General features: G+C 68.6%; 14 protein-coding genes and 1 pseudogene. 1 reads left to right on the top strand and 14 read right to left on the bottom strand.

The features are described 5' to 3' along the window. Positions 1-8: 8 nt before the first annotated feature. The 14 genes from tssI to M2165_RS18925 form a co-directional block, all read right to left on the bottom strand. Positions 9-3026, bottom strand: coding sequence for a type VI secretion system tip protein TssI/VgrG (gene tssI, locus M2165_RS18990; RefSeq protein ID WP_280816137.1), 3018 nt, complete (start codon positions 3024-3026; stop codon positions 9-11). Between the two features lie 329 nt (positions 3027-3355). After that, on the bottom strand, positions 3356-5539 hold the full coding sequence (locus tag M2165_RS18985) for a LamG-like jellyroll fold domain-containing protein (protein WP_280816136.1): 2184 nt from the start codon (positions 5537-5539) through the stop codon (positions 3356-3358). 143 nt (positions 5540-5682) lie between these two features. Then, on the bottom strand, positions 5683-6858 hold the full coding sequence (locus tag M2165_RS18980; protein ID WP_280816135.1) for an MFS transporter: 1176 nt from the start codon (positions 6856-6858) through the stop codon (positions 5683-5685). 17 nt (positions 6859-6875) lie between these two features. After that, positions 6876-7997, bottom strand: a complete 1122-nt coding sequence (aroC, locus tag M2165_RS18975) for a chorismate synthase (protein WP_280816134.1) — start codon at positions 7995-7997, stop codon at positions 6876-6878. 33 nt (positions 7998-8030) lie between these two features. Beyond that, on the bottom strand, positions 8031-8222 hold the full coding sequence (locus M2165_RS18970) for a hypothetical protein (RefSeq protein WP_280816133.1): 192 nt from the start codon (positions 8220-8222) through the stop codon (positions 8031-8033). 65 nt (positions 8223-8287) lie between these two features. After that, positions 8288-8749 carry an SRPBCC domain-containing protein gene (locus tag M2165_RS18965; protein ID WP_280816132.1) on the bottom strand — a complete coding sequence of 154 codons (462 nt, stop codon included), beginning with the start codon at positions 8747-8749 and terminating at the stop codon, positions 8288-8290. Beyond that, positions 8638-9087 (bottom strand): metalloregulator ArsR/SmtB family transcription factor, encoded by a 450-nt coding sequence (locus M2165_RS18960; RefSeq protein WP_280816131.1) that lies wholly within the window; start codon positions 9085-9087, stop codon positions 8638-8640. The genes M2165_RS18965 and M2165_RS18960 overlap by 112 nt, the downstream gene beginning before the upstream one ends. Positions 9088-9144: 57 nt before the next feature. Then, on the bottom strand, positions 9145-10260 hold the full coding sequence (locus M2165_RS18955) for an acyltransferase (protein ID WP_280817576.1): 1116 nt from the start codon (positions 10258-10260) through the stop codon (positions 9145-9147). Between the two features lie 50 nt (positions 10261-10310). Next, on the bottom strand, positions 10311-11273 hold the full coding sequence (locus M2165_RS18950) for a nitronate monooxygenase family protein (protein WP_280816130.1): 963 nt from the start codon (positions 11271-11273) through the stop codon (positions 10311-10313). Positions 11274-11435: 162 nt separating this feature from the next. Beyond that, on the bottom strand, positions 11436-13226 hold the full coding sequence (locus tag M2165_RS18945; protein ID WP_280816129.1) for an acyl-CoA dehydrogenase: 1791 nt from the start codon (positions 13224-13226) through the stop codon (positions 11436-11438). Positions 13227-13299: 73 nt separating this feature from the next. Beyond that, positions 13300-14232, bottom strand: coding sequence for an electron transfer flavoprotein subunit alpha/FixB family protein (locus M2165_RS18940; protein ID WP_280816128.1), 933 nt, complete (start codon positions 14230-14232; stop codon positions 13300-13302). A gap of 147 nt (positions 14233-14379) precedes the next feature. Further along, complete coding sequence (locus M2165_RS18935; protein ID WP_280816127.1) at positions 14380-15129, bottom strand: electron transfer flavoprotein subunit beta/FixA family protein; 750 nt, start codon at positions 15127-15129, stop codon at positions 14380-14382. A gap of 138 nt (positions 15130-15267) precedes the next feature. Further along, positions 15268-16548 carry a mechanosensitive ion channel domain-containing protein gene (locus M2165_RS18930; protein ID WP_280816126.1) on the bottom strand — a complete coding sequence of 427 codons (1281 nt, stop codon included), beginning with the start codon at positions 16546-16548 and terminating at the stop codon, positions 15268-15270. A gap of 41 nt (positions 16549-16589) precedes the next feature. Further along, a complete protein-coding gene (locus tag M2165_RS18925) occupies positions 16590-17543 on the bottom strand; it encodes a histone deacetylase family protein (RefSeq protein ID WP_280816125.1) in 954 nt (317 codons plus the stop codon). Between the two features lie 71 nt (positions 17544-17614). Between M2165_RS18925 and M2165_RS18920 the strand changes: the two are divergent. Then, positions 17615-18536: pseudogene (locus M2165_RS18920) on the top strand (MoxR family ATPase). The last annotated feature ends 4 nt before the right edge of the window (positions 18537-18540 follow it).

Raw genomic sequence — 18540 nt, 5'->3', positions numbered from 1 at the left:
TTGCCGCCTCAACCCGCGAAGCCGGGCGTGCGGCCCGTGAGCGCGGGCGCGGCACCGGCCGACGCAGCGCCGCCCGGCAGCCCGCCCTTGGCGATGCCGCCCGCCATGTTCGCCATCGCCACGGCCTGGGTGCCCGCCGGCCCGAGCCGCGCGCCCGCGGCCTGCATCGCCATGCCGGTCGCCGCCTGGCTCGCCTGGCCGAGCAGCGCCTTGGCGCCGCCCTGCTGGATCGCCTGTGCCGCGCTCACGGCCTGTTGCGCCATGCCCGCGGCCTCGGCGACCTGGCCGAGCCGGCTCGCGGCTTGGCTGCCGGTGCCCGCCACGCCAGCCAGCGCAGCCGCGGCGCCGCCGGCCGAGCCGGCCATGCCCGCGAAGCCGCCCGCGCCGCCGAGCAGGCCGGAGACGCCCGATGCCGCGCCCGCCATGTCGAAGCCTCCCGCGGCCGGCGGCTTGCCCTTCCAGTCCTGCGGCGTGCCGAAGTAGCTGCCCTCCTCCCACGGGTCGCGCGGGTCCTGGCCGAAGGTCACCTTGGCGGCGCCGATCGGCAGGCCCGAGACCGACGCGAAGCCGTTGCGGTCGAAGGTGCCCGCATGCGTGCCGCCCTCCGAGTCGACCACGGTGAAGTCGCCCTGCGCCACGCCCTGGTGCTTCTCGCCCGTGGGCAAGATGTACTGGTGGTAGAGGTCGAGCTGCCCGCGCGGCAGTTGCGGCGGGTTGGGCAGCGAAGGCTTGCCTTCGCTCGCCGGGCCGACGAGGCTGTGCACCGCCGCATGCTCGCGCCAGGTGCCCGAGGTGCCGTGTTCGATGCCGCCCGAGCTCCAGCGGCTGTAGCTCGAGCCGCCGTTGATCACCACCTCTTCCTTGGCCTGGATCGTGATCCGGTTCGCCGTCTGCGTGATGTTGAGCTTGGCGAGCACGTTGACGCTCTCCTTGAGCGCCTTGATGTCGATGTCGGCGCCGGCCGCCACCAGCCGCATGCCGGCCTTCGAGGCGAACATGCGGATCGCGCTCTGCACGCTCACGAGGAAGCTCTTGCCGGCGCTCACGCTGGTGTGGCCGCCGCTGGTCAGCGCGTTGTGCTCGTTGCTCACCACGTGGGTCGAGCCCTGCGCGACGGTCTGCAGGCCCTTGGCGCTCGCGAGCGTGAGGTGCGCCTCCTCGAACTCCGGGAACTCGCCCTGTTCGCGGTCGCCGCCGCCCTGGCCCTTGATGGCGTCGTTCTGCGCCTTCAGCTCGGCCGCGACTTCGTCCTGGTCGCCGGCATCGTGCGCCTGCGTGGCCCGGGCCGCTTCGCTCAGGCCTTCGTGCAGGTCGCGTGCCTGCGTGAGGCGGCCGACGGTCTCGCCCATGTCGGTGATGTGCGCGCGCGCGGCGGGCCGCGCCTCGGTCGTCACGAGCAGGCCCTTGGCCGCGCGCGCCACGCCATGCCCGTCGGTGCGCAGCTCGAATCCCTGGCCGCGGCTGTCCTTGCGCCCTGCCGTGTCCTCGATGCGCCCGATGTGGCCCACGCTCAGTTGGCTGGCCTGGTGGTCGCTGCGCAGTTGCGCCTGGATCCTGCCCTGGGTGTCGTCGAGCACCACGTGGTTGCTGCGCCCGCCGCCGAGTTCGCGGCTGCGGATGCCCGAGAGGTGCTTCTGCTCGGGCAGCTGCCACGCGGGCATGGTGTCGGCGTTGTGCACGCAGCCGGTGACGATGGGATGGTCCGGGTCGCCGTTGAGGAAGTCGACGATCACCTCCATGCCGATGCGCGGCACCGAGGTCATGCCGAAGGTGCCACCGGCCCAGGCGGTGGACACGCGCACCCAGCAGCTCGAGTTCTCGTTCTTCTGGCCGAGGCGGTCCCAGTGGAACTGCACCTTGATGCGGCCGTAGGCATCGGTCCAGATCTCCTGGCCAGCGGGGCCGACCACCATGGCGGTCTGCGGGCCGCGGGTGCGCGGCTTGGGCGTGGTGCGCGCCGGCCGCCACGGGTAGCTGGTGGGCTGCACGTCGAAGGCGAAGCGCTGCACCGAGCCTTCGCCGGCCTCGGCGCCTTCGCTCGCCTGCAGGTTCTCCTGCAGGTGGTAGCTGACGGCGACGAGCAGGTACTGCTGGTTCTGGTCGGCCCTGGGGTGGCCGGCGAGCCGGATCGTGTGGCCGGTGGCGAGCGCGCGCAGGTTGGAGCGCCCGCTCGCGCGGTGGCGCTGGCTCAGCTGCTCTTCGTTGCGGATGCGCGCGTAGGTCTCGCCGTCGGCATGCTGCACGAAGCCGCCGGGCCATTCGTAGTTCTCGTAGCTGTCATGGTCATGCCCGGGCGGCATCTGCCGCAGGTGCGAGAGGTCGGCCTGCGGCTTCTCGAAGTCGTAGTCGTCGTTGTAGTGGTGGCCGGCGCGCACTTCCTCGGCGGTGTCCCAGGCGTAGATGCGCTCGCGCTGGCCCATGCCGGATTTCTCGAGCGGATGGAAGCGCACGGTCTCGCCACCGGGCAGCGGCGGATGCGAACTCGCGATGTCGTCCGCGAACACGAGCACCTGCTGCGCGGCCTCATGGCGGAAGTAGTAGTAGATGCCTTCGAGCGCGCACAGGCGCGAGACGAACTGGAAGTCGCTCTCGTGGTACTGCACGCAGTAATCCCAGCGGCGGTAGTCGCTGCGGCTGAGCTTCTTCTCGACCGGCTGGCCGTAGCGCCCGAGCACTTCGTCGAGGATGTCGGGCACGCTGCGGCCCTGGAAGATGCGGAAGTCGCTGCGCCGGGTGGCGAGCCACAGCCAGGGGCGCAACTGCATCCGGTAGAACGCATGGCGCGCGTCCTCCTGCTGCAGCCCGAAGCGCGTGACGATGCCGCCCAGATGGCGCACGCCGCCGCTCTCGGTTTCCACGGCCACGGTCGCCGTCTTGCCGAGCAGCGACTTGGCCTCGAGCGCGTTGCTCTGGCCCAGCAGGTCGACCTCGAAGCTGTAGAGCTGGCTCAGCGCCTCGCGGCCCACCAGCTGACGGAATTGCAGCGCCTCGCCCAGAGGCGTCTGCACGCTGACCCGGCGCTTCATTGCAGCGCGGGAAACGGCCTATAAGCCGAATCAATTAATAAGAATTGACGAAATAAGAATATTGTTTTAAAGGCGGCAATCATGCTTACCTCCCTATTGCATGTTTTCACAATTATTTTAATTGTTGTCTAGTCGTAAAAAACATTGCAATCACCCTGCACGCCATCAATTCTCAAAAAGAGAAAAAGTGCGCAATCTGGAGAGGCCCTGGCGCCGCGCATGCATGCGCGCGCCGGACGCGGTCACAAAAAAGCCGCGCCGGCATCGCTCGATGGCGATGCCGGCGCGGCTCCCGGTTTCGACGGTGAGGTCTCGGTGGGCGTTACCTGTCAGTTCGCCTTCCGCGCCGTCAGCCACTGCGCGGGCGGCAGCGCCGCAGCCACCACGCGCACTTCGCCGATGTTGCCGAAGAAGCCGTCGGCGCGGCCGCCATCCCAGGAACCGCCGCCCACCACCCACGGCGAATCGGCCGAGAGCGTCGCCAGGCCCGGAATCGCCGACGCGTTGCGCAGCACCGGTGCACCCTCGACGTACATCGTGGTGTCGTGGGACACCGGATCGTTGACGATCGCGATGTGCACCCAGCGGCCGGCGATCACCTCGCCCGACCAGTTGGCCTTGGGCGAGCGCGTGCCCGACGCGCTCGGCACCACCTCCCACTGGATTTCGCGCAGGCTCGAGACGGCGAACAGCATCGGCGGGGATTCCGGATCGCCGCCGTCGTAGCCCGCCAGCTCGCCGCGCCTGCCGTCGCGCGTCATGATGTTCATCCACGCATGGTCGCCGCGGGTCCAGCCCGGATCGATCTTGACGAAGGCCTCGATGGTGTAGCCGTTCTCCAGCGTCTGCCCGTTGATCGGTGCCGTGGCTTCGGTCAGGAAGTAGCTCAGGCGCGGCGTGTTCTTGTTGGTGTTGAGGAAGCGCACCGAACCCGGCGCGGCCGACAGGTGGTGACGGTCGTCGCTCCACACGATGTCGCCGTCGGCGGCGCCGACCACGCCGCCCTGGTTCAGCGCGTCGCGGTGCAGCGGGTTGTTGCCCGTCACGTCGGCCACCACGGTGCCCGGCAGCACCGGCTGGTTGACCTGGCCGCCGAAGAAGCGCCAGTGCGCCACGGTGTTCGCGACCTTGGGATAGTCGTCGGCGTTCGTGGCCGGGCGCTGCGCCACGGTCTCGGGGTTCTCGTAGTTCGCGAGGATCATCGTCTTGGCGCGGTCCACCAGCGAGCCCTCGACGGTGGCACTGCCGGCGCCGAAGGTCTTGTTGAAGCCCGAGAAGCGCTGCGCGAAGTCCATCTCGATGACGAATTCCTCGTTGGACCCGGTGAGCACCGCCTGGTCGAAGCTGTTGCGCGTCTCGGCGGGCTTCTGCGGCACCCACGGCGAGAAGGACAGCACCTTGATCTTCTTGTTCGTGAGGTCGAACTCATAGAGGCGCATCAGCCCGTTGCCGCCCTGGTAGGCCATCTGGTAGTCGACCACCATCTCCTCGACCTTGCGGCCGAAGTCGTTGGTCTTCGTGAGATGCGCGGCGCCGTGATGGTGGCCGTTGAGCGTCATGAAGATCTGGTCGTTGTCGCGGATCAGCTTGTCCCAGAGCATCTTGCCGTAGTCGGTCTCGAGCGGGCTGACGCCGTCGGTGTCGATGTTGAGCAGCTGGTGGTTCGACAGAATGACCGGCAGCGTCGGGTTCTTGGCGATCACCCCGCGCGCCCAGGCAATGCCGGCCTCCGAAATGCGCCACGAAAGCGACAGCACCATGAACTTCTGGCCCTGTGCCTCGAACACGTGGTATTCATGGAAGCCGCTGGGATCGCGCCCGCCGAAGGTGGCCTGCTTCTTGGCGCGCTCGGTGCCGAACCACTGCAGGTACGGCTCCTTGGTCAGGTCGCGGGTGGCTTCCGTGCCGCCCACGGGGTCGATGCTGTAGTCGACGTCCTTGAGCACGTCGTGGTTGCCGGCCAGCACGCTGTAGGGCAGCTTCGCGTCCTCGAGCGTTTTCATGGCGGCGTCGGCCACCTTCCATTGGTCCGGTTTGCCGACCTGGTCGACCACGTCGCCGAGGTGGATGGTGAACGGGATGTTCAACGCCTGGGCGTTGTCGGCGATCCACTTCGTCTGCGCGGCGAAGGGCGCGCTGCCGAAGCGCTTGTTGTACTGGTCGCTCTCGGCGGCGGTGGCGTAGCGCGCATAGAACTGCGTGTCGGGCATCACTGCGAGCGCGAAGCTCGAGATCTTGGTTTGGACCGGGGGCGAAGGCGGTGCGGGCGCAGGAGCAGGAGCAGGCGCCGGTGCGGCCGCAGTCGCGGGCAGCGGACCGAAGCCCGGCCCGCCACCGCCGCCGCCACCACCGCAGGCGGCCAGCAAGGCGCCGCTGCTGCCGACGGTCAGCAGCGAGGCGCCGAGCTTGAGCACGTCGCGGCGCGGCGTGGCATTCGGTTCGGAACGGGTGTCGGCGGGAGAAGAGGAAGGATGCGAAGGGCGTGTGCCGCGGGAGCTGTCGGAAGTGGACATGTCGAAGAGCGCGTTGAAAAGCCGACAGCGTAGAAACGCACAGTGACACGGCCATGGAGAGCACGTGAAACTTTCGTCTCAACTCAATGACTCGGCCTGTCCCCTCGCTGCATTGACATTTGCAATGCCGGCAGCGGACGACTTCAGACGCCGGCGGCCCGCTCCGCCTGCTCCAGCTTGACCACCCGCCAGGCACACAAGCTGCCAAGCACCGCCAGCAAGGCCGCCGCCGCAAACATCGTGCGGTAGCCGAACTCCTGCGCCACCGCCCCGCCGAGCAGCACGCCGAGCACCCCGCCGAAGCCGTAGCCGATCACGGTGAACAGCGCCTGCCCGCGCCCGCGCAGCCGGCCCGGAAAACGCCGCGAGACCACCGCGATGCAGGTCGTGTGATGCGCCGCGAAGCTCAGCGCGTGCAGCCACTGCGCCACCACCAGCGCAGCGATCCAGCCGCCCAGCCCTGCGGTCAGGCCCAGGCGCGCGACCGCCGCGATGCCGCACACCAGCATCCAGCGCGGCATCGGCAGCAGCCCGATCAGCCGCCCCTGCAGGAAGAACCAGACGATCTCGGCCACCACCGACAGCGCCCACAGCAGGCCGATGGTGCTCTTGCCGTAGCCGAGTGCATCGAGGTAGAGCGAGAAGAAGGCGTACACCGAGAAGTGCGACATCACCTGGAAGAACAGCGACGCGAAGAACCAGCGCACCGCCGGAATGCGCAGCACCGGCCCGATCGGCTCGCTGGCGGCGTCATGCGCCGTGACCGGATCGCGCACGTCGGGCAGCTTGAGCGTCGCGATCAACACCACGGCGAGCGTGCCCGCCGCCCAGGCCGGAAAGTGCTTCATGCCGAAATGCTCGAACCATTCGCCCGCGATGAACACCGTCACCAGGAAGCCCGCCGACCCGCACAGCCGGATGCGTCCGTAGCGGCCCCAGTCGCCGGCCACCAGCTGCGCCATGGCCGCCTCGGTGAGCGACATCATCGAGCTGGTGTGGGTGAACATCACCAGCAGCACCAGCGCCAGCCACCACGCGCCGCCATGCCACCAGAGGCCGAAGGAGCTGGCCAGCGCCACCGCCGCGCTGATGCGCAGCAGCATCACGCGGTGGCCGGTGTGGTCGCTGAGCGCGCCCCAGGCGTAGGGCGCGAACACGCGCGTGATCGACTGCACCGAGGCCAGCAGGCTGATCGTGAAGATCGGCAGGCCGAGGTCCTTCAGCCAGAGCGGCAGGTAGGGATTGAAGAAGCCGATGTGCGCGAAATAGCTGGCCGACAGGCCAGCGAATGCCAGCAGGTGGCCGCGCCCGGCAGCCACGGGTGGCTGCGTCGACACTAGAGGAAGGACGCCTTGGGCGACGCCGCCGCGGCTTCCGCCGCGTCGGCCCTGTCATGCTGCACGTCGCCGCATTGGGCGCGGTGGCGCAGCACGTGCTCCATGACGACGAGCGCGAGCATGGCCTCGGCGATGGGCGTGGCGCGGATGCCGACGCAGGGATCGTGGCGGCCCTTGGTGACCACCTCGACGGGGTTGTTGTGGATGTCGACCGACTGGCGCGGGCTGATGATCGAGCTCGTCGGCTTGATCGCGATGCTCACCTCGAGATCCTGCCCCGTGCTGATGCCGCCGAGGATGCCGCCCGCGTTGTTGGTGACGAAGCCGCTCGGCGTGATCGAGTCGCCGTGCGTGGTGCCGCGCTGCGTCACGCTGTCGAAGCCGGCGCCGATCTCCACCGCCTTGACCGCGTTGATGCCCATCATCGCGTAGGCGATCTCGGCGTCGAGCTTGTCGAACAGCGGCTCGCCCAGGCCCACCGGCATGCCGGTGGCGGTGACGCGCAGGCGCGCGCCGCAGGAGTCGCCGGCCTTGCGCAGCCGGTCCATGTAGGCCTCGAGTTCGCTCACGTCGGCGATCGGCGCGAAGAAGGGGTTGTGGGGCACATGGTCCCAACTCTCGAACGGGATCGCGATCTCGCCGATCTGCGTCATGCAGCCGCGGAACGCGATGCCGTGCCGCTCGGCCAGCCACTTCTTGGCGACCGCGCCGGCCGCGACCATGGGCGCCGTGAGGCGCGCCGAGGAGCGCCCGCCGCCGCGCGGATCGCGGATGCCGTATTTCTTCCAGTAGGTGTAGTCGGCATGCCCGGGGCGGAACTGCTGGGCGATCTGGCCGTAGTCCTTGCTGCGCTGGTCGGTGTTCTGGATCAGCAGCGCGATCGGGGTGCCGGTGGTCTTGCCTTCGTAGACGCCCGAGAGGATCTGCACCGCGTCGGGTTCGTTGCGCTGGGTGACGTGGCGGCTGGTGCCCGGGCGGCGGCGGTCGAGGTCGCCCTGGATGTCGGCTTCGCTGAGCGCCATGCCCGGCGGGCAACCGTCGATCACGCAGCCGATGGCCGGGCCGTGCGACTCGCCGAAATTGGTGACCGCGAAGAGAGTTCCGAAGGTGTTGCCGCTCATGGGGAGGGATTATCCCCACAAAGCGGCGGCCCCTCAGCCGGGTGCGTCTTCCGTGCCCATGCGCCGCGCGAGCGCGTTGACCTGCAGTTCGATGGCGAAGAGCCGCTCGTTCAGCACGGCCGTCTGCAGCCGTATGGCCTCGATGATGGCCCTCGTCTGCGGGTCCGCGGTGTTCTCGGCGAGTTCCGCCAGGTCGTGCAGCTTCTTGCGAAGTTCGTTGCTCATGGAAGGCTCCCGTCGTGGAGCCGCCAGTATGGGTGTTTGCCGGCGCGCGGGCAATGCGCCCGCGCTCAGCCCGCCTGCACGAGCCAGCGGCCGAGCTTGTCGATCGCGCCGGTCCAGCCGTGGCGATGCCCTTCGCGCGCGGCCTCGTCGAAGAACTGCTCGTGCAGCAGCACGAGTTCGCAGCCGCTGCCGTCGGGCTCCACGCGCACCGTCACGCGCGATTCGCGTTCGGGCGTGCTGCGCCAGGCCCAGCTGAAGACCAGCTTGCGGTTCGGCACGATCTCCAGGTAGGTGCCGCCCACCTCGTGCGTCTCGCCGTCGGCCGCATGCATGCGCACGCGAAACCGCCCGCCGACGCGCAGGTCGACCTCGGCGATCGGCACCTCGACGATTTCTTCGGGCCCGAACCAGGCCTTCAGCGCTTGCGGCTCGGTCCAGGCGCGCCAGACTTTTTCCGCGGCGACGGGGTAGTGCCGGCGGAGCGTGAGCGAGGGGCGCTCGGTGGCGGGGGCGGCAGGTTTTTCCATTCGGTTTCCTCTTGCTGGTAGAGAAAGCGCGCCAGTGCATCGAGGTGCCCGGTCCAGAATTTCTCGTAGCGCGACAACCACACGGCGGCCTCCTGCATCGGCTGCGGCGACAGCTCGCAGCGCACGATACGGCCCGCCTTCGTGCGCGAGATGAGACCGGCGTCCTCGAGCACCCGCAGGTGCTTCATGAAGCCGGTCAGCGACATGCCGTGCGGCTCGGCGAGTTCGGTCACGCTGAGACTGCGCTCGCCCAGGGTTTCGAGCACGGCGCGCCGGGTCGGGTCCGACAGCGCGGCGAACACCGCATCGAGGGTGGCTTGATCTTCTGAGTGAACCATGAGGTTAAGTATCGAGTGCCCGGGCGCCGGCGTCAACCCCAAGGAACGGCCGGCCGCTCAGGCGGAGACGACCATCCCGCTCAGCATCAGCGCCGCGAACAGCGCGGCCACCGCGCGCCACGAGGCCGGGCGCGCTTCCACCCGGCGGTAGAGCATTTGCGCAGCCGCCACCGAGAGCGCAAAGGTGGCGAGCAGGCCCAGCGCGTCGACCCAGGGCGCGTGCGGGCCCCAGGCCGCCGCCACGGCATTGGTCGCGAGCAGCACCGGAAAGTGGATCAGGAACAGCGAGTAGGAGATCCGCCCGAGACGCTGCAGCGGCATGGCGAAATCCGGCCGACCTGCGAGCGACAGCCAGTTCCTGCGCTGCGCGATCGCGATCAGCAGCGCGCTCACCAGCGCCAGCGCGATGCGGCTGCGCCAGTCGACCAGGAGCGCGCCCGCTCCCGTGAGCGCCAGCAGCGCGACCGCGCTCTGCCAGGTGCTCGTGCGCGTGGCGCGGCCGATCCAGAAGACCAGCATGCCGAGCCCGTAGGCGCCGAAGAAATAGAACGCCGTGTCGTCGAGGTCGGCGCGCCGGTTGAAGAGCAGCAGCGAGGCCAGCGCCGCGCCGAGCACCAGCGCCACGGCGCCCCAGCGCGCCCGGCCCGCGACCGGTCCGGCCGCCGGCGCGCGCCGCCACATCGCCGGCAGGCTCACCAATGCCAGCGCCAGCACGAAGAGCTGGAAGTCGATCGCGACGTACCACACGCCGGTGGAGAGCGATTCGTAGTCGAGCAGGTCCTGCAGCAGGAAGCCGTGTGCGAGCAACTGGCCCATGCTGGGCGAGGCCGGCACGTCGTCGCTGCCGAGCCACGGCCGCGCGAACGCCGCGACGAGCACGCACACCGTGAGCGCGGCCAGGTACGGCATGGCGAGCCGGCCGTAGCGCTGCAGGATGCGGGCGGCGGGCGAGCGGTCGGCGCGCAGCATGCCGTCGGGCGCCAGGCTGGCGGCCGCGAGGAAGCCCGCGATCACGAGGAAGACCTGCACCGCGAGCCGGCCGTCCTCGGCCAGCCAGCCGAGGAAGCCGGGCATGACGGCGAAGGCACCCGCGGGCATCGTGCCGTAGCGTGCCAGGTGATGGCCGACGATCACCGCGCAGGCCACGCCCTTGGCGATGTCGAGCAGCGGCATGCGCCCGCGCTGCGCGGGCTCCGCGGCGGGCGCCGCAAGCGACACCGGGTTCAAAGCGCGAGCCGCTGCCTTGCTTCCTGGTATTCGCGCTTGAGCTTCTCGATGTAGGCGGCCGCGCTCGCCACCTCGGAAATGGCGCCGATGCCCTGGCCCGAACCCCAGATGTCCTTCCAGGCCTTGGCCTTGCTGCCCTCGCCGCCGCCGAAGTTCATGGTCTTCACGTCGCCTTCGGGCAGGTTGGCCGGGTCCATGCCGGCCTTGACGATGCTCGGCGCGAGGTAGTTGCCGTGCACGCCGGTGAAGAGGTTCGAGTAGACGATGTCGTCCGAGGTGCCGTCGACGATGGCCTGCTTGTACTCGTCGCTCGCGCGCGCTTCCTCGGTGGCGATGAAGGCGGTGCCGATGTAGGCGAAGTCGGCGCCCATCGCCTGTGCCGCGAGCACTGCGCCCCCGGTGGCGATGGAGCCCGACAGCGCGAGCGGGCCGTCGAACCACTGGCGGATCTCCTGCACCAGGGCGAACGGGCTCTTCACGCCCGCGTGGCCGCCGGCACCGGCCGCCACCGCGATGATGCCGTCGGCGCCCTTCTCGATCGCCTTCTGCGCGAACTTGTTGTTGATGATGTCGTGCAGCGTGACGCCGCCGTAGCTGTGCACCGCGTCGTTCACGTCGGTGCGCGCGCCCAGCGAGGTGATGACGATCGGCACCTTGTACTTCACGACCATCTCCATGTCGTGCTCGAGCCGGTCATTGCTCTTGTGCACGATCTGGTTGATCGCGAACGGCGCCGCGGGCCTGTCCGGGTTGGCCTTGTTGTAGGCCGCGAGTTCCTCGGTGATCTCGGCCAGCCAGTCCTCGAGCTGCGCCGCGGGGCGCGCATTGAGCGCCGGCATCGAGCCGACCACGCCCGCCTTGCATTGCGCGATCACGAGCTTGGGATTGCTGATGATGAACAGCGGCGAGCCGATGATGGGCAGCGGCAGGTTGGCGAGGACCGGGGGTAGCTTGGACATGTGCTTGTCTCTGGAAGGTTGTGGAATGCGGGATCGGACAGCCGAACGCAGAAGGAAGACAAAAACGACGCGAAAGTCGCAGAAAAGACCGAAAACAAATTTTGGTTTTTCTTCTGCGACTTCTGCGTAACCTTCGCGACCTCTGCGTTCGGATGTCCGATTTCAGAAGGCCTCGAGCGCCAGCCCCGTCACGCTCTCGGCGCCGTCGACGATGCTGTCGCGCAGGCCCGGCGCCTTGTTCAGGATGTGCTCGGCATAGAAGCGCGCGGTCGCGATCTTGGCCTGCATGAAGTCGGTGTCGACGCTGCGCGAGGCGAGTTCGCGCGCGATGATCAGCGAGCGCGCGAGCTGCCAGCCGGCCACCAGGTTGCCCGCGAGCATCAGGTAGGGCACGCTGCCCGCGAACACCGCGTTGGGCGACGCCTTGGTCTGGCCCGCGACGAAGTCCACCACTTCGAGGAAGGCCTCGCGCGCGGCCTTCAGGCGCCGGTGCATCGCGGCCGCGGCCGGATCGTCGAGCCGCGAGAGCTCGACCTCGGTGGTCTCGATCTGCGCCGCGATCGCCTTCGCGGTCTGGCCGCCGTCGCGCGCGGTCTTGCGGCCGACCAGGTCGTTGGCCTGGATCGCGGTGGTGCCTTCGTAGATCGTGAGGATCTTGGCGTCGCGGTAGTACTGCGCGGCGCCGGTCTCCTCGATGAAGCCCATTCCGCCGTGCACCTGCACGCCCAGCGAGGTGACCTCCAGGCTCATCTCGGTGCTGTAGCCCTTCACGAGCGGCACCATGAATTCGTAGAAGGCCTGGTTCTGCTTGCGCGTCTCGGCGTCGGGATGGTGGTGCGCGGCGTCGTAGGCGGCGGCGGCCACCGAGGCCATGGCGCGGCAGCCCTCGGTGTAGGCGCGCATGGTCATGAGCATGCGCTTGACGTCGGGGTGGTGGATGATGGGCGCGCTCGCGTTCATCGAGCCGTCGACCGGGCGGCTCTGCACGCGGTCCTTGGCATAGGCCACGGCGTGCTGGTAGGCGCGCTCGGCGATCGCGATGCCCTGCATGCCGACCGCATAGCGGGCCGAGTTCATCATGATGAACATGTACTCGAGCCCGCGGTTCTCCTGGCCGACGAGGTAGCCCACCGCGCCCCCGTGGTCGCCGTACTGCAGCACGGCGGTCGGCGAGGCCTTGATGCCCATCTTGTGCTCGATGCTCACGCAGTGCACGTCGTTGCGCGCGCCGAGCGAGCCGTCGGCATTGACCAGGAACTTCGGCACCACGAACAGGCTGATGCCCTTCACGCCCTCGGGCGCGCCGCTCACGCGCGCGAGCACGAGGTGCACGATGTTCTCGGCCATGTCGTGCTCGCCGTAGGTGATGAAGATCTTGGTGCCGAAGACCTTGTAGGTGCCGTCGGGCTGCGGCTCGGCGCGGCTGCGCACCAGCGCGAGGTCGCTGCCGGCCTGCGGCTCGGTGAGGTTCATGGTGCCGGTCCACTGGCCGCTCACGAGCTTCTCGAGGTAGGTGGCCTTGAGTTCGTCGGAGCCCGCGGTGAGCAGCGCCTCGATGGCGCCGTCGCTCAAGAGCGGGCAGAGCGCGAAGCTCATGTTGGCCGAATTGAGCATCTCGCCGCAGGCCGCGCCGATGGTCTTGGGCAGGCCCTGGCCGCCGAAGTCCGCCGGATGCTGCAGCCCCTGCCAGCCGCCGGCCACGTACTGCGCGAAGGCTTCCTTGAAGCCCTTCGTGGTCGTGACGGCGCCGTCCTTGAAGGACGAGGGTTCGCGGTCGCCCGCCACGTTCAGCGGCGCGACCACGTCCTGGTTGAAGCGCGCGCATTCCTCCAGCACCGCCTGCGCGGTTTCGAGGCCGGCGTCCTCGAAGCCGGGCAGCCTGGCGATCTCGCCGATGTTGGCCAGGTGCTCGATGTCGAACAGCATGTCCTTGAGGGGGGCGGTGTAGCTCATGGTCTTGTCTCCAGATACGGCGGATGCGAAAAGGGCATCGCGAACGATGCCCTCGGCTCGGCGCAGCAATGCGTCAGAGCGCCTTGGTCAGTTCCGGCACGGCCGTGAACAGGTCGGCCACGAGGCCGTAGTCGGCCACCGAGAAGATCGGCGCCTCTTCGTCCTTGTTGATCGCGACGATGACCTTCGAGTCCTTCATGCCGGCCAGATGCTGGATGGCGCCCGAGATGCCCGCGGCGATGTAGAGCTGCGGCGCGACGATCTTGCCGGTCTGGCCGACCTGCCAGTCGTTGGGCGCATAGCCTGCATCCACCGCGGCGCGGCTCGCGCCCAGGCCGGCGTTGAGCTTGTCGGCCAAAGGCGTCATGACTTCGGTGAACTTCTCGGCGCTGCCGAGTGCGCGGCCGCCCGAGACGATGATCTTCGCGGCCGTGAGTTCGGGCCGGTCGCTCTTCGTGACCTCGCGGCCGACGAAGCTCGACTTGCCGCTGTCGGCCACGCCTTCGGCGTTCTCGACGGCGGCGCTGCCACCGGTCGCGGCGGCTGCATCGAAGCCGGTGGTGCGCACCGTGATCACCTTGACGGCATCGCTGCTCTGCACGGTGGCGATGGCATTGCCGGCGTAGATCGGACGCTCGAAGGTGTCGGGGCTCTCGACCTTGGTGATGTCGCTGATCTGCGCGACGTCGAGCTTGGCAGCCACGCGCGGCGCGACGTTCTTGCCGTTGGCGGTCGAGGGGAACAGGATGTGGCTGTAGTTGGAGGCGATCGCGAGCACCTGCGCCGCGACGTTCTCCGCGAGGTTCTCGGCCAGGCTCGGGCTGTCAGCGGCGATGACCTTGGTCACGCCCGCGATCTGCGCGGCGGCCTTGGCGGCTTCGGCCGCGTTGGCGCCGGCCACGAGCACGTGGACGTCGCCACCGCAGGCAAGCGCGGCGGTCACGGTGTTGAGGGTGGCCGGCTTGATGCTGGCGTGGTCGTGTTCGGCAATCACGAGTGCAGTCATTTCATTTCTCCTGTGCGGCAATTTGCGGCACGCAATTCAACGAGGCTTTTCGGGGAACACCGCGGAACCGGCTTTGCCGGGCCGCGGGTGTTGCCCCCGGAAGGGGGTCGGCGTAGCGACACGAAGTGCGCGAAGCCTGGGGGCGAGTCAAATGACTTTGGCTTCGTTCTTGAGCTTGTCCACCAGCGTGGCGACGTCGGGCACCTTGATGCCGGCGCCGCGCTTGGGCGGCTCGCTGACCTTGAGGGTCTTGAGGCGGGGCTTGACGTCCACGCCCAGGTCTTCGGGCTTGAAGGTGTCGAGCTGCTTCTTCTTGGCCTTCATGATGTTCGGCAGCGTGACGTAGCGCGGCTCGTTCAGGCGCAGGTCGGTGGTGATGACGGCCGGCAGCGTGAGCGCCACCGTCTCGAGGCCGCCGTCGACCTCGCGCGTCACCGTGGCCTTGCCGTCCGCGACTTCGACCTTCGAGGCGAAGGTGGCCTGCGGCAGGTCGGCCAGCGCGGCGAGCATCTGGCCGGTCTGGTTGGCGTCGTCGTCGATCGCCTGCTTGCCGAGGATCACGAGCTGGGGCTGCTCCTTCTCGACCAATGCCTTGAGCAGCTTGGCGACGGCCAGCGGCTGGAGTTCTTCCGAGGTCTCGACCAGGATGCCGCGGTCGGCGCCGATGGCCATGGCGGTGCGCAGCGTTTCCTGGCACTTGGCGTCGCCGCAGGAGACGGCGACCACCTCGGTGACCACGCCCTTCTCCTTCAACCGCACGGCTTCCTCGACGGCGATCTCGTCGAAGGGGTTCATGCTCATCTTGACATTGGCGATGTCCACCCCGGTGCCGTCGCTCTTCACGCGCACCTTGACGTTGTAATCGACGACCCGTTTGACAGGCACTAGAACCTTCATTGACTTGACTCCATTGGGATTGCAAAAAGGGGGCTTCGAGAGCAACCGGTCATTCTAGAGTCCGGCCCGCGCCGGCTCCGCCTTCGCCTCGCTCAGTACTGCAGTGCAGCAAAAAAGAACGGTCGTGCTTTTTCGGGATTATACGGCAGGGTCGCGCGGCGCCGAAAGCCCCTCGGGCAGCGATTCGACGCGCAGCACGCGCTGCGGGTACGGAATGTCCACGCCCGCGGCGCGCAGGCCCTCGAGGATGGCGATGTTGACCGCCGAGCGCACGTTGTCCTTGCCCTTGTCGGGGTCGGCGATCCAGAAGTTGAGGACGAATTCCAGCCCGTCGGGCGCGAAGCTCGCCAGGTAGGTCACGGGCTCCGGGTCGCTCATCACGCGCGGCTGGGCCTTGGCCGCGCCGCAGAGGACGGACTGCACCTGCGCCACGTCGCTGTCGTAGCCCACCACCACGCTGGTCGTGAGGTTGAACTTGCGGTCGGCCATCGAGAGGTTCTCGACCCGGCTCGTGATCAGCGACTCGTTCGGCACGATGGCCTCGCGGCCGTTGCCGGCGCGGACCAGGGTGTAGCGGGTCTTGATGTCGGTGACGCGGCCCTCGAAGGTGTCAACCTTGACGTTGTCGCCGATGCGGATCGAGCGCTCCAGCAGGATCACGAAGCCGCTCACGTAGTTGGCCGCGAGCTTCTGCAGGCCGAAGCCCAGGCCCACGCCGAGCGCGCCGCCGAGCACCGAGAGCGCCGTCAGGTCCACCCCCACCGCCGAGAGCGCGAACAGCAGCCCGACCAGCAGCAGGAAGGCGCGCACCGCGTTCGACGCCACCTTGCGCATCGAGAGATCGGTCACGGCCTCGCGCAGGATGCGCTTCTCGATCGTGGCGGCGATCCACAGCGCGATCACCATCACCAGGCCCGCCGAGAGCACGCCCTGGAAGATGGTCTGCAGGCTCACCCGCGTCTTGCCGAATGCCAGCGTGATCTGGTCGAGCTCGGCCAGCACCGGCGGCAGCAGTCCGACGATCCAGAGGATGGCGCCGATCCATGCCAGCCACGAGATCGTGCGCTCGATCAGCCGCACCACGTTGGACGCGGGGAACACCGCCCGCATCACGCGCGCGAACAGGCGGATGACCGCGAGCGAGAGGAACACCGAGACGCCGATGCGCAGCAGCAGGATCGTCTGGTACTCGGCCACCGCGCGCCGCGCGAGTTCGGCGAAGACCAGCGCGAGCAGCGGGAACAGCACGCCGTCGAAGGTGTGCTCGCCGAACCAGATCGAGTCCTTGGGCTGGTCGCGGCCGAACCAGCGGCTGATCAGCCAGGCCAGCGCCACGCAGGCCGCGAGCGCGGCGAGTTCGATGCCGATGCCGCGCGCGTCGACCAGCGTCAGCCGTTGAGTGAAATCGTGGAAATTCATGGAATCGGGAAAAAGCGCCGCGCCTGCGCCGCGGCCGGCGTTCAGAGGCTCGCCAAGACGCGAATGTGGGCTTCGACGCTGCGCGCGAGCGCATCGAGGTTGTAGCCGCCCTCGAGCATCGAGACGATGCGGCCCTGCGCATGCCGCCGCGCCACGTCGTGGATGCGGCTCGTGATCCAGCTGAAGTCGCTCTCGGTCAGGCCGAGCTGCCCCAGATCGTCCTCGCGGTGGGCGTCGAAGCCGGCGCTCACGAAGACCATCTGCGGCGCGAACTCCTCGAGCCGCGGCATCCAGAGCGCCTCGATCAGTTCGCGCACGTCCATGCCCTTGGTGTAGGCGGGGACCGGCAGGTTCAGCATGTTCGAGGCCGGGTTCGCCGTGCCGCTGTACGGATAGAACGGATGCTGGAAGAAGCCCACCATCAGCACGCGCGGATCGTCGGAAAGAATGTTCTCGGTGCCGTTGCCGTGGTGCACGTCGAAGTCGACCACCGCCACGCGCTCCAGCCCGTGCACTTCCAGCGCATGGCGCGCGGCGATCGCCACGTTGTTGAGGAAGCAGAAGCCCATCGCCTGCTCGCGGCAGGCATGGTGGCCGGGTGGGCGCACCGAGCAGAACGCGTTCTCGATCTCGCCCGACATCACCGCGTCGGTGGCGGCGACCGCGGCGCCGGCGGCGCGGCGCGCGGCCAGCAGCGTGAAGCGGTTCAGCATGGTGTCGGGATCGATCATCGCGTGCGCCGGGCCGCCGGCGGGCTCGTCGGCCACCAGGCGCTGGTTCAGCGATTCGAGGTATTCGAGGTGTTCCTCGGTGTGCGCCCGCGTGATCTGCGCCAGCGTCGCCAGCGGCACGTCGCGCCGCTCGAGCGCATCGCCCACGCCCGAGAGCAGCAGCCTGTCCTCGATGGCGTCGAGCCGCTCCGGGCATTCGGGATGGCCCGGGCCCATGTCGTGCTTCCAGCAGTCGCGATGTGTGAAGTAGCCGGTCTTGCCCATGACTCTTATCTAGACCTCACACGGCATGGGGCCGCGCGGTCTTCATGTATCGTTTGCATATGGATACAAATATGGACGTTGCTGCGAAGCTTGCCACTTTGCTAAACCAGCTTAACACGGTGATCGTCGGCAAGGAGGCCCAGGTGCGCGACTGCGTGGCCTGCCTGCTGGCCGGCCGGCCACCTGCTGATCGAGGACGTGCCGGGGGTCGGCAAGACCACCCTCGCCCATGCGCTGTCGCACACCTTCGGGCTGCAGTTCTCGCGCGTGCAGTTCACGGCCGACCTGATGCCGGGCGACCTGTCGGGCGTGGCGATCTACGACCGCGGCCAGCAGTCCTTCGTGTTCCACCCGGGCCCGATCTTCGCGCAGGTGCTCCTGGCCGACGAGATCAACCGCGCCAGTCCGAAGACGCAGAGCGCACTGCTCGAAGCCATGGAGGAGAAGCAGGTCACGATCGAAGGCGAGACCCGGCCGCTGCCCACGCCCTTCTTCGTGATCGCCACGCAGAATCCGCAGGACCAGCTCGGCACCTTCGCGCTGCCCGAATCGCAGCTCGACCGCTTCCTGATGCGCATCTCGCTCGGCTACCCCGACCGCGCCGCCGAGCGCGAGCTGCTCGCGGGCGCCGACCGCCGCGAGATGCTCGCCACCCTGCCCGCCCTGCTCACGGCGGGCGAGCTCACCGCCATCCAACAGCGCGTGCAGCAGGTGCATGCGGCCGAGCCGCTGCTCAACTACGTGCAGGACCTGATCGCCGCCACGCGCTCGGGCCGCTGGTTCCTGCAGGGGCTGTCGCCGCGCGCGGGCATCGCGGTGCTGCGCGCGGCCAAGGCGCAGGCGCTGCTGGCCAACCGCGCCTATGTAGCGCCCGACGACGTGCAGGCGATCCTGCCGCAGACCATCGCCCACCGCCTCACGCCCGTCGGCGACGCGGGCCGCGGCGCGGTCGAGCAGGTGCGCGCGATGATCGCGGACGTGCCGCTGCCGTAGGCCC

The organism is Variovorax sp. TBS-050B, from assembly GCF_029893635.1.
Lineage (GTDB): Bacteria > Pseudomonadota > Gammaproteobacteria > Burkholderiales > Burkholderiaceae_C > Variovorax.
This window is presented reverse-complemented; position numbering and strand designations above follow the sequence as displayed.

Coding starts and splice junctions, on each gene's coding strand:
- tssI (WP_280816137.1), bottom strand. CDS start 3,026: ATGAAGCGCCGGGTCAGCGTGCAGACGCCTCTGGGCGAGGCGCTGCAA.
- aroC (WP_280816134.1), bottom strand. CDS start 7,997: ATGAGCGGCAACACCTTCGGAACTCTCTTCGCGGTCACCAATTTCGGC.
- M2165_RS18985 (WP_280816136.1), bottom strand. CDS start 5,539: ATGTCCACTTCCGACAGCTCCCGCGGCACACGCCCTTCGCATCCTTCC.
- M2165_RS18965 (WP_280816132.1), bottom strand. CDS start 8,749: ATGGAAAAACCTGCCGCCCCCGCCACCGAGCGCCCCTCGCTCACGCTC.
- M2165_RS18935 (WP_280816127.1), bottom strand. CDS start 15,129: ATGAAGGTTCTAGTGCCTGTCAAACGGGTCGTCGATTACAACGTCAAG.
- M2165_RS18970 (WP_280816133.1), bottom strand. CDS start 8,222: ATGAGCAACGAACTTCGCAAGAAGCTGCACGACCTGGCGGAACTCGCC.
- M2165_RS18940 (WP_280816128.1), bottom strand. CDS start 14,232: ATGACTGCACTCGTGATTGCCGAACACGACCACGCCAGCATCAAGCCG.
- M2165_RS18950 (WP_280816130.1), bottom strand. CDS start 11,273: ATGTCCAAGCTACCCCCGGTCCTCGCCAACCTGCCGCTGCCCATCATC.
- M2165_RS18925 (WP_280816125.1), bottom strand. CDS start 17,543: ATGGGCAAGACCGGCTACTTCACACATCGCGACTGCTGGAAGCACGAC.
- M2165_RS18945 (WP_280816129.1), bottom strand. CDS start 13,226: ATGAGCTACACCGCCCCCCTCAAGGACATGCTGTTCGACATCGAGCAC.
- M2165_RS18930 (WP_280816126.1), bottom strand. CDS start 16,548: ATGAATTTCCACGATTTCACTCAACGGCTGACGCTGGTCGACGCGCGC.
- M2165_RS18960 (WP_280816131.1), bottom strand. CDS start 9,087: ATGGTTCACTCAGAAGATCAAGCCACCCTCGATGCGGTGTTCGCCGCG.
- M2165_RS18955 (WP_280817576.1), bottom strand. CDS start 10,260: ATGCCGCTGCTCGACATCGCCAAGGGCGTGGCCTGCGCGGTGATCGTC.